This is a genomic window from Prosthecobacter sp., from assembly GCF_029946185.1.
Lineage (GTDB): Bacteria > Verrucomicrobiota > Verrucomicrobiia > Verrucomicrobiales > Verrucomicrobiaceae > Prosthecobacter.
On record NZ_JAQSEA010000292.1, the window covers coordinates 1 to 11,765 of the forward strand.

At 59.6% G+C, this 11,765-nt stretch carries 7 protein-coding genes and 1 tRNA gene; all 8 read left to right on the forward strand.

Going from position 1 to position 11,765, the window contains the following annotated elements; genetic code table 11:
• Nucleotides 1-162 precede the first annotated feature (162 nt).
• On the forward strand, nt 163-1,986 hold the full coding sequence (locus PSV43_RS23705) for a sulfatase-like hydrolase/transferase (RefSeq protein ID WP_300203577.1): 1,824 nt from the start codon (nt 163-165) through the stop codon (nt 1,984-1,986).
• 8 nt (nt 1,987-1,994) lie between these two features.
• A complete protein-coding gene (locus PSV43_RS23710; RefSeq protein ID WP_300203579.1) occupies nt 1,995-2,474 on the forward strand; it encodes a hypothetical protein in 480 nt (159 codons plus the stop codon).
• 110 nt (nt 2,475-2,584) lie between these two features.
• Complete coding sequence (locus PSV43_RS23715) at nt 2,585-4,012, forward strand: hypothetical protein (protein WP_300203581.1); 1,428 nt, start codon at nt 2,585-2,587, stop codon at nt 4,010-4,012.
• Between the two features lie 69 nt (nt 4,013-4,081).
• Nucleotides 4,082-4,552, forward strand: a complete 471-nt coding sequence (locus tag PSV43_RS23720) for an NfeD family protein (protein ID WP_300203583.1) — start codon at nt 4,082-4,084, stop codon at nt 4,550-4,552.
• 37 nt (nt 4,553-4,589) lie between these two features.
• Entirely contained in the window at nt 4,590-5,600 is a 1,011-nt protein-coding gene (floA, locus tag PSV43_RS23725) for a flotillin-like protein FloA (RefSeq protein WP_300203585.1), read from the forward strand.
• Between the two features lie 22 nt (nt 5,601-5,622).
• A complete protein-coding gene (locus PSV43_RS23730) occupies nt 5,623-6,213 on the forward strand; it encodes a hypothetical protein (protein WP_300203587.1) in 591 nt (196 codons plus the stop codon).
• A 19-nt stretch (nt 6,214-6,232) separates the two neighbouring features.
• Nucleotides 6,233-6,319, forward strand: a tRNA-Leu gene (locus tag PSV43_RS23735).
• 442 nt (nt 6,320-6,761) lie between these two features.
• The coding region (locus PSV43_RS23740; RefSeq protein WP_300203589.1) for an autotransporter-associated beta strand repeat-containing protein at nt 6,762-11,765 on the forward strand (5,004 nt) is incomplete at its 3' end.

The following is an 11,765-nucleotide window of genomic DNA, read 5'->3' on the forward strand; positions in this document are numbered from 1 at the left end:
TCTCGCTCCGTCCTCTAATCACCACATTCAGTCGCTCTGTTCATGCGTAAGCCCTAGGTGGTGGGGCGGTGCTTCCCTGAACGAGCTAAAGCTCAGAACTACTTTCTCCTATCTTTCAGCCATTGATAGCAAGTCCTCCTCCGCATCGTTACCGGGCGCACCATGATTCACCGACTTTGTTTTCTGTTCGCACTCGTTATTTTTACACAGCTCCATGCGGCGGTGCCGAATATGGTGGTGATGCTGGCGGATGACTCGGGGTGGGGAGATTATTCGATCCATGGGAACACGAACCTGAAGACGCCGAACATTGATACGCTGGCGCAGTCAGGGGCGCGGTTTGACCGGTTCTTCGTCTGTGCGCTGTGTGCGCCGACGCGGGGTGAGTTTCTCACAGGGCGGTATCACTCGCGCGGTGGGGTGAAGGGCGTTTCGACGGGGTTGGAGCGGCTGAACACGGACGAAAAGACGATTGCGGACAGCTTTCTGGCTTCGGGTTATGCCACGGGGGCGTTCGGGAAATGGCACAATGGCAGTCAGTGGCCGTACCACCCGAATGCGCGTGGGTTTCAGGAGTATGTGGGATACACGGCGGGCCACTGGGGTGAGTATTTTGACCCGCCGCTGGAGCACAACGGGAAGATGTTCCGCGCCAAGGGATTCATCGTGGATGTGCTAGTCGGGAAGGCGATGGAGTTCATCGAGACCAACCGCGAGAAACCGTTCTTTTGCTACATCCCGCTGACGACGCCGCACTCGCCTTTCAGCGTGCCGGACGAGCACTGGGACAAGTTCAAAGATTCGCCGGTGACGATGCGTGGCGCGGAGGGGGAGAAGGAAGACCTCGCTGTGAGCCGCACGGTGCTGGCGATGATGGACAACATCGATGTGAACGTGGGGCGGGTGCTGAAGAAGCTCGATGACTTGAATCTGAGTGAGAACACCATCGTGGTCTATTTTAGCGACAACGGCCCCAACAGCTTTCGCTGGAACGGCGGCATGAAGGGGAAAAAAGGCGTCACGGATGAAGGTGGGGTGCGCTCGGCGCTGTTCATGCGCTGGCCGGGCAAGATCAAGGAAGGCAGCACGATCACGCCAATTGCCGGGGCGATCGATCTGCTGCCGACGCTGACGGCGCTTGCGGGGGTGAAAGTAGTGAGCACGAAGCCACTGGATGGCTGGGATTTCTCCACCTTGCTGCTCGGCGGTGAATGGAAGCGCGGGCCGCGTGAACTCATGAATTACAATGGGGGTAAGCTCAGCGTGCGCTCGCAGACCCATCGACTCGATGCGAATGGCGTGTTGTTTGACATGGTGGCTGATCCGAGTCAGACGCAGGATGTGACTGCCTCGCAGCCGCAGATCGCGGCAGAACTCGCTGCCAAGGCGACAGCCTGGCATCAGGAAGTATTTGGGAAGCCGTATGTGCCCGCTCCTGCCGGTGGCAAAGGCAAGGGGCAGGGGAAGACCAAGGGGAAGAAACCGGGTGCCGAACCATTCGCAGATGACCGGCCTTACCCGGTGGGATACACGGAGTTTCCCATCACCATGCTGCCCGCGCGCGATGGCATTCCGCATGGGGAGGTCAAGCGCAGCTCCGGGGCGCCGAACTGCTCCTACTTCGTGAACTGGAAGTCGAAGGAGGATGCCATGACCTGGGACATTGAGGTCCACACCGCAGGTGAATATGAGGTGAGCATTGATTATGCCTGCCCGGAGACGGATGCCGGAGCGACGGTAGAACTGAGCTTCGATGGGGCCAAGACGACCGGCAAAGTGACTCCCGGTTGGTACCCACGTTTGCTGGACGACCAAGATCATGCTTCGCGCAAGGGTGAGAGCTACATGCGCGACTTCCACAGCCTGCCACTTGGTACGATCACGCTGGCAGCCAGACGCGGGCTGCTCAAGCTGCGGGCACTGGAGATTCCAAGGCAGACGGTCATGGAGGTGCGGCGGGTGACACTGACGCTCAAGACAAAGTGATTCCTGGCATGAATCCTGATATGGCAAAGCAGTACTCCAACCAAGGAGGGCACCCAACCAACCATTGCATGAAATTGTCCCGATTCTTTTTTCTCGTTCTTGCCCCGCTGTTTTTCGCCGCCTGCGGCTCCATTGCGCCCGTTCCTCAAGACACAGCAGGGATCGTAGTCGGTCCGAATGAGCTGCGCGAGTGCGGGCAGGGCAAGGTGCAGTTTCCAGCCGGACTGTATCAGGCGGTGGTGGTTTCTCCCAAAGGCACTTACTACCTGGCGCCAGAGGCCATTCGTACCAAAGGGGTCTTGCTTGGCCGGGCCGAACGCGGGGGCATTTTTATTTCCAGTATGCCAGGCAATCCCCAAGCGTTGTGGTTTGGGGACTTGAATGCCAATGTGGACGAAAAGCCTAGTACTTTGCTGGGGGCCATTGGGGTAAAAGCGCCGAAATTGTGGCCCTACACGCCGCAGATTTCCTTTCAGGTGAAAAAGTAATGGCCGGGTTCTTCCTCTGCCTCCTCCAAATGTGGGAAATAGTAAGTACTTTGTCTTGGCGGTCAGTTTTCGTTGCGCAGGGAATTATAAAAACTATAATTTGAGACGTTATGAACAGTCGTCTCATCACATGGCTTGTTGCCTCCGCTGTCCTGCTGGCGGGGGGGATTGCCGCGCTGAAGGGAGGCTGGCTGAAGGGCTGGGAGATGCGGATTGGCGAGTTGATGACGAGTCCCGGCGCCCAGTATAGCACCTCCAAGTTCCGCCTCGACTTGGTGGAGCAATTCAATTATTCGCGCATGGCAGAGAAAACGCCGATCTTGCGGGTGGATCCTGAAATGGAGGCCTGGCTGGACAAGGAGTTTCCCAAACTCGACACGGGTGACCTCAACAAAGTCACCGAACTGGTGCAGGAGGGAATGCCACGCTATTACCGGGTTTCGGTCTGTTCTGCCAGCAGTCCAAGTCTGCGTGAACTGCTGCAGCGCTTCCATGAGTATTCGCACCGTTCGCAGCCGGAGATGACGCATATGGCCATCGCGATGCGTCCACGAGCCAGTGGGCTGATGAACGAGGCGCTGCTGGTTCTGGGGCAGCGTCTGCGTGATTTCACGCCGGAAGCACTCTCCGAATCAGGCGACGAACCGTTTTTTAGCACCTGCGTCCACTGCAAACAGCCGCATTTCATGAAGCTCTCACGTGCACAGCGGAGCATGGCGCTCGAGTGCCCGAAGTGCCACCGCAAGTATGCCGTGATCGCCGCCGACAGCGCGGGCCGGTTCCACTATGTGAACGAGTTTCTGACCGGCTATGCCCCCCCGGCGGTGTTTGCGAAAAACGAATCCCGCGTGCAGCAGCTCTTCACCATCTGGTCCGCCGTGCACGGGAACTGCCGCTATACCAATGACCCCGGTGCCAAGCCGGGCAGCAGCTTTGCCAAGCCAGAGCAGACGGACTGCTGGCAGTATGCGGACGAAACCCAGCGCCTGCAGCGTGGTGACTGCGAAGATTCCTCCATCTTTCTGGCTGACTGGCTGATGTCACGCGGATTTCAGGTTCGGGTGGCGCTGGGCCGCTATGGAGATCTCGGTGGTCATGCTTGGTGCGTGGTGAAGATCGAGGACAAAGAGTACCTGCTGGAGTCGACGGAAAGCCGCCCTGATCCGAGCGATCCGCCGCTCGCCAGCCGTGTGGGCAGCCGTTATGTCCCTGAGGTGCTGTTTGACCGCTTTGCCATCTATGTTCCCACCAGTGCGAACCGGGCGTGGAAGGGAGACTACTGGTCGGCCAATGCTTGGACGCGGGTCGAGCCACGAGCCGAACTGGGCGGGGATCCGATCCTGGCGCGTGCTCCCATTGGGTCCGTGGTCAAGCAGGGGACACAGAATCTTCTGGAAGTTGCAGCCTCGGCGGATGCCAGCCGTCTCGCCCGCACGACTTCTGCCAGCCCAGCCACTCCTACGTTTCTGAATATGGGAGATATTCCTGCAGGCTCGAAAGACTGGCGGCAGTCTGTGGTGCCACAGCGTGCGCCTTGAGCCCAATACGGGCGTTCGTTTAGGATCACGTGTTGACGCCCTCCCATGCAGCATCCAGCTTGATGTCTTATGGTCGCCAGCATTGCCATCCTTACGCTGTTCGGCATCCTGCTAATCTTGCTGGAAACGTTCCTGCCCGGCTGGGTGGCTGGCATCCTAGGCACGATCTCCCTTATATCCGCCATCTGGCTTGCTTTGGTTTCGGAAGAGCTGACGGGGTGGAGTTCTGGTCAACGACTGGCGCTTGCACTCGGCATTGTGGTGTTTTCAGTGACGGTGTTGATCGTCTGGCTGCGCTGGTTTGCGGTGAAGTTTTTTCACCGTGCACTGACTCTCACTGCAAGCATTGAGACCCCGGCTGCTCTAGGTGCCGCGCCAGGCACCCAGGGGATTGCGCTCACGGAACTGCGTCCGTTGGGGCGTGCAGAAATTGACGGCCAGCGCTACGAGGTGCGCTGTCAGAACGGCCTCGCGGCAGCCGGGACGCGTATCGAGGTAATTGCGTCGGAGCCCGGCAATCTTTTGGTGCGCATCGTCTGAACCACTCCTCTTTTCCCCATACAAATACCATCCACTCATGAAAACTATAGAAATTTTCCTCATCGGCGGTGCCATCATCGTCGCGCTAGTCCTGTTCCTGATGGTTGCGAAGTTTTTCAATCTCTGGCTGCGTGCGCGAATCGCCAATGCTCCTGTCAGCTTTCCCACGCTGCTGGCCATGTGGCTGCGGGGGGTGCCCAATGCCATGATCGTCGATACGCGAATCACGGCGGCGAAAGCCGGGATTCCTATTGGGACGGACCAGTTGGAAGCACACTTCCTGGCCGGTGGCGAAGTGACTCATGTCGTGCTCTCATTGATCGCCGCCGACAAGGCTGGCATCCCGCTCGATTTCAACCGCGCCTGCGCCATCGACCTTGCTTGTAAAGGCACCGGCAAAACGGTGCTCGAAGCGGTACGCACGAGCATCAATCCCAAGGTCATTGACTGTCCGCACCCCGACATGGGCCGTGGTGGTAAAATCGACGCCGTGGCCAAGGACGGCATCTCACTGCGCGTTCGTGCGCGGGTGACGGTGCGTACGAACCTGGACCGTTTCGTCGGCGGTGCCACGGAGGAGACCGTCATCGCCCGTGTTGGTGAAGGGATCGTCACCTGCATCGGTTCCTCAGCATCCTATAAGGATGTGCTCGAAAATCCTGACTCCATCTCCAAGCTGGTCCTGCACAAAGGAGTGGACGCCGGCACGGCCTTTGAAATCCTTTCCATCGACATTGCCGACATCGACGTCGGTGAAAACGTCGGGGCCAAGCTCCAGACCGAGCAGGCCGAGGCCGACAAGAAGATCGCGCAGGCCATGGCCGAAATGCGCCGTGCCGCCGCTGTGGCGCTGGAGCAGGAAATGTCCGCCCGTACTCAGGAAATGCGCGCACGCGTGGTGGAAGCCGAGGCGCAGGTGCCGCTGGCGATTGCTGAAGCCTTCCGCAACGGCCAGCTCGGGGTCATGGACTTTGCCAAATACAAAAACGTCCTCGCTGACACCGAGATGCGCACCCAAATTGCCGGAGACCCATCCGGCGGGAAATAACCCGGTGGGAGTATTTTTGACCATGCATCCACTTCTACTGAGCAGCAATGTTGATCCTTTCCAGATGGCGATCATCGTCATCGCGGTCCTGGCGGGCTTCGTGAAATGGTTGTGGGAGAGCTGGCAGCTAAAGGCCGGCGCAGCACCACCCCCGCCGCCACCCGACCCCGAGGAGCAGCGCCGCCGTGAGGCCGCCTGGCGCAAGCAGACCGGACAGTCATCGGCTGCGCCGCCCCCCCTTCCGCCAAAGGCGGCACCGACAGCGTGGGATGAACTGCGCAAGGCATGGAAAGAGCTGCAGGAGACTGCCAATCCTACCCAGGCACCTTCACGCCCGGTGCAGATGCGCCCACCGCCAGCCCAGCGTCAGCAGCAGCCCGCCCGTGTGCCGGCACCGCCCCCGGTGGCAACAGTTGCCGCAGTTCAGGCCCCGGCACTGATTTCCACTCTGCCTGCTGTTGTCATGTCCAGATCTTCGGCTCCCGCCGGTTCTATGCTGGCCAATTTACGCCTCCTGCGGCAGGATCCCGCCCTGATGAGACAGGCAATTTTGATGCAGGAGATACTTGGTCCGCCAAAAGCCTTGCAATCCTCCCACGATTTCGCTATCTAAGAGAACTCTTCTTTGAGACGCCGGCGTGGTGAAATTGGTAGACGCGCTAGACTCAAAATCTTGTATCCGTGAGGATGTGTCGGTTCGAGTCCGACCGCCGGTACCATCAAAGAAGGCTGGTTAGGGTTTGATGCACGCACCATGGGGCTGCAAAATTGAGCAGCGACCCTCCGAGAGGACCTGAAGGTCTTCCCAAATGCTTCATAAATGAGGCTCACTATTGCACTGAAGAGTTGGCACTGTCGTGCGCGTGGTCAGCAATGACGCATAAAAGTATCAGAGTCTGTTCATTGTGCACAATTAGCGTCTAATAAGCGCAATTCGGGGTGTGGGAGAATAGGGGATTGGTTCAGGCCGTGCTAAGCAGAGAGGCGCTCGTTCCACCTACTATGATGCGCTTCTCTTCTTTTTCCAGGCATGCACATGCCTCGCTCTGCTTAACACTGTTCAAGAAAATACGTTCACATGAACGTCCGAGCGCTTTAGAGGCCCGCCTTTCTCCACTGGCCCGAGGGACCGCCCTCTGCCTGTTTTTGCTGATTCCTGTGATGACGCTGCCAGTGCCATTGAATGCAGCGATCTTTGTTTGGGACCCCGCTCAAGACCAAACAGGCAGCGGAGGTGCGGGCACCTGGGACCTGTCCACTCCCGGCTGGCTTAGCAGTGGAGCAGACGATGTCTGGACGAATGTTGACACCAACACGGCAGTCTTTCAGGGCACGGGTGGTCTGGTCACCTTGGCCGCAGGCATCACTGCTGGCGGGCTGAGCTTCGATGCCCCCGGTTACACGCTGGTCAGCAACGGTTCGGCGCAGATACTCACCCTTGGTGCTGGTGGGATTGTGGTGGGGGCCTCAAGCGGAACGATCACGATCGGAGACTCCAATCTGACATTGGCGCTGGGTGCCGACGAATCATTCACCAACAGCTCCAGCGGTCTGCTCTCTATTGTTGGCGGCATCAGTAATGGAGGCAATCTCCTCACCCTCGGCAACACATCCAGCGGGGACATGACGATCAGCGGTGGCATCAGCGGTACGGGTGGTCTCACCATCGACAGTTCCGGCGCGGGCATCGTGACACTCTCTGGCAGCAATTCCTACACGGGGGCCACCAGTATTCTGGCGGGTGCTTTGAAAGCAGGAAGCGCCTATGCCCTCAGTTCCGGCTCGGCGCTCTCGCTGGCCGACGTCGCGGGAGCCACGCTGGATCTCAATGGCTTCAATCAATCCGTGGGCTCTCTCTCCGGCGGCGGTGCTCTGGGCGGAAATGTGGTGCTGGGCAGTGGCGCGGTGCTCACGCTCGGCGGCGCGCTCACCTCAGCGGTGGGCGGCTATTCAGTGAATACCAACATCGCCAACTCCAGCTCATGGAACACCTTTGCAGGCTTGTTGTCCGGCAGCGGCTCACTCGCGCTCACGGGCGGCAGTGTTCTATACCTGACCAACAAGAACAACAGCTACACCGGATTTACGAACGTGCTCGGCGGCACCCTCGTCGTCAGCGACATGGGGCAGCTCGGGGCCTCCACCACGACGATTACCGTGGCAGGCCTGAGCAGCTCACTCGCCGGCGGAGCGCTGGTGGTTCAGGGCGGCACCACCGGCATGAACTTCACCCGCAATCTCGGTGTCGCCGGCTACGGCATCAGCGGTGCCAACAACAGCGCCGGTTATGCCTTGGTCAACATCGGCAACAACAACTTCAGCGGCATCTTCACCGCAGCCTCGAACACCGAGACGCGCGTGGGTTCCGTCGCTGGCACCATGACCTTCACCAGCACCTCCACCATCAACGTCGCTGGCACCAGTCACCTGATGGTCAACGGCTACGGCAACTTTCAATTCAACGGTTTCATGACCGGCGGGGCGGTAGGGGCGCTCTCATTCTACCGCTGGAGCGGTGGCGGTCTGCTCGGTCAGGTCACACTGGCCAATCCCTACAACAACTTTCTCGGCCGGGTGCAGGTGACCGGATCGTTTCTCCGTGTCACGTCGCCGGGCGCTTTGGGGGCAGCCGTTGATAGTGCTTCCATTCAGTCTTACGCAGGAAGCTACGAACTGCGGGTGGATGCCGGAAACACGGATTTTTCGAAGAAGACCATCAACTACGTCAGTGCCTCAGGATCTACCATTATTGCGGCCCGTGCCGTCGGTGGTGTGGGCATCAATCAAACCATCGTCATTGGCGGCGCCAGTGTGAACGGGGTCATTTCTCCGGGGTTCAACGAGGCTCTTACGAGTGGCGCGGTTTTAACCACATTCAATGGCAATGACGGTTATGGAGTCACGATTGGATCAGGTGGAACGATTGTTTATGGTTACACCGCCGCCACATCCGCCACCGTCGGCGGAGTCGGCGTCAATCATGGCTATACCAGCAATCTCAACGGGTTGCTTACATTGAACACCAGCTTCAGCACGCAGGATAGGGCCGCCACCCGAACCTACACCATCACCGCCAATGGTGATGTGCTGGTGACCGGAAATTTGCTGAGCACGGCAGGCAGCGTCGATCACATCTGGAGCAAGGCCGGATACGGTGCGCTGGCGATACAAGGCACCGCCTCCACCAACATCGGAGCGTTCAACATCACCAACGGCAGTGCTTACGTCAATGCGCTGAGCGCGCTGAACATCAACACCACCACAAGCGGGGGCAGCGGCGGGGTGCAGATTGGCAGCACGACCACGAATGGCATTTTGAATTATCTTGGATCAGCCGCGAGCGGTGCGGGGGAGACTTCCAACAAGGCCGTCATACTTTCGGGTACGACCGGCGGGGCGGTAATCTTTGCCAATCAGCAGCAAAATGCAGCGAACACGGACGCCACGGCGCTGGTGTTGACCAGTGGCATAGCCGCCACGGGAGTGGGGGCCAAGACACTCTATCTGGAAGGCTACAACAACACGAACCCGCTGACGACCGCTGCCGTGATCAATCAAATCACGGGCGTTATTCAAGACAACCTCATGGTCTCCAGTGCCAACAAGACCTCGCTGGTCAAAGGGGGCTCCGGCACCTGGCTGTATGCGCCCACGGCATCGACGTACGCAGCGGCCTCCGTCGCTGCTGGTGCGACGGTCGCCACGAACGCCACAACCGCCAGCGGAAATGCTGTGTTGAATTTTGCCAGCACCACAGGTCTGGCGGTGGGGCAGCTTGTGTCTGGAACCAACATCGCGGCGGGGTCTTATATCAGCGCCTTGACCCCGACCACGGTGACTCTGAGTACGGCCGCCACGGGTGCCATTGCCAGTGCTGCCGCCATCATCTTTGGTGGGGAGGCGGCAGCCGTGACCACGATACCAACCGTCACCACGAGCAGCAGCACAGCGACCGGCAGCAATACGGTGGTGCTTTCCAGTACAACGGGGCTCAATGTGGGGATGGCTGTCTCAGGGAGTGCCAACATCCCGGCAGGCACGTCCATCACCGCGATCAACAGCAGCACTAAAACCATCACGCTGAGCACCGTGACGCTCACCGCCGCGATCGCCTCTGGAACCGCGCTGACATTCAATGGTGCTCCCAATACGAACACGGTTACGCTGGCGAATACCACCGGGCTGGTAGTCGGCCAGAGCGTGACGGGGGCCAATGTGCCTGCTGGAACCGTCATTACGGCGATCTACGGCAACAATGTGGTGTTTAACAACACGATCGCCACCGCCATTGCAGCCAACAGCACTCTCTATTTCGGCAGTGTCGGGGCTGCGGGTGTGGCGCAGAGTTTCAGTGGTACGGTGACTGTGGCCGGGGGCACCTTGCAGGTGCAGCCCACCGCTGGCACGGGCAGCGCTGCCGCGCCGCTGAGCAGCAGCAACAACCTGATCTTCTCCACGGATGTGCTGACAGGAAACGGCTACGCCGGGGGCACATTCCAGATGCTCGGATCGGCAGCAGCCGGCACCATGACGATGACTGTGGGGCAGCTTATACCCACGGCAGGGCAGGGGAACATCGTGACGACGGCCAACGGCGGCACGCCAACGCTGACCTTCGGCAACGCCATACCCATCGGCGCGCGCGGTGCGGGTGCTGTGCTGAATTTCAGCCCAGGCAGCGGCACGACCATCCAGTTCACCACGAGCCCCACTTTGGTGAATGGAATCATCGGCCTCACCACCAATCGTGGCTTTGCCTTCTACACCAATGCGAGCACGAGCGCCGTGGACTTCGCCACCGTCACGGGCACGGGACCGTACGTGGTCTCTGCTTATGCGGGCTATGTGAGCGGCCTGCCGGTTTCGGGCTCTGCCGTCACCTCAACATATGCGATCAATAACAGCACGATCACCACCACGGCGGCGGAATCGGTCAATGCGCTCAAAATCAGCGGGACTTCCGCGCTCACACTTGGTGGAGTGCTGACGCTCGGCGTGGCAGGCAGCGCCAGCGCGGTGCTGTTTGACAACTCCACGGGCTCCTCCACCATCGGTGCCAGTTCCTCTACCTTTACGCTGGGCGGAGCGGGCAGTGAGATCATCGTCTATACGGGTGGCAGCAACAATGACAACACCCTCAACATCAGCGCGGGCATCAGCAGCGGAGCGGGCGCTCTCACCAAGGCAGGTGCGGGTACCTTGATCATCAGCGGAGCCAATAGCTTCACTGGAAATGTCAACATCGACCAGGGCACTCTCAAGCTCTCCGGCACAGCCGCCACCTTGGGCAACATCACCACCGTAGGCAACACCACAGCCGTTCGCCAGGACGCCAAGCTGGATCTCAATGCTGCGGGTGCAGACAGCAGCGTGACGATTGGCGCACTCACTGGCGCGGGTACGATCACGAACAGCGGTGGCGTGTCAGGCACGGCTGCAGCCACGCTGAACATCGGCGCTTACAACGTCACCACGACGGCCAGCGCCACTTTTTCCGGCCTGCTGGAGGATGGCACGGGAGTGCTCAACGTCACCAAAAATGGCTCGGGTAAGCAGTTCCTCAATCCGCTCAATGGTGCGGTTGCCAGCACCAGCCCGACCGTTCAAACACTGGGCACCATCGGTTACAACACCTACAGTGGCGTGACCACCATCGCCCAAGGAACCCTGGCGATCACTTTGCTGGGAAATTACGGCAGCGTCAGCAGCATTGGCACGGGCAGCGCCCAAGGGAATGCCGCCAGTCTGGTGCTGGGCAGCGCGGCAGGTTCCACTGCCGGTATTCTTCAATACATTGGTCAGAATAACAGCTCATTCCTAATGACCATCGAGTCGCCGTCAGTGCAGACGGACCGCCTCTTCACCCTGGCAGGCAATGGCGGCCTGGATTCGTCCGGCGGCTACGGGAACTCTGCCGTGGGCAGCGGCCTCAGTAACAATTCTATCATCTGGTTTACCAATACTGCGGCCCTGGGGTTTGCCACTGCGGGGGCGAAGACACTGACACTCCAGGGCACTTCCATAGGAGACAACGAGATCGACCTGATGCTGATCGACAACACGATCGACAGCACGGCGCTCAGTGTGACCAAGGCCGGCACGGGTTTGTGGTTCCTCGGGAATGCGGCCAACACCTACAGCGGTGCCACCACCATCTCGGCGGGC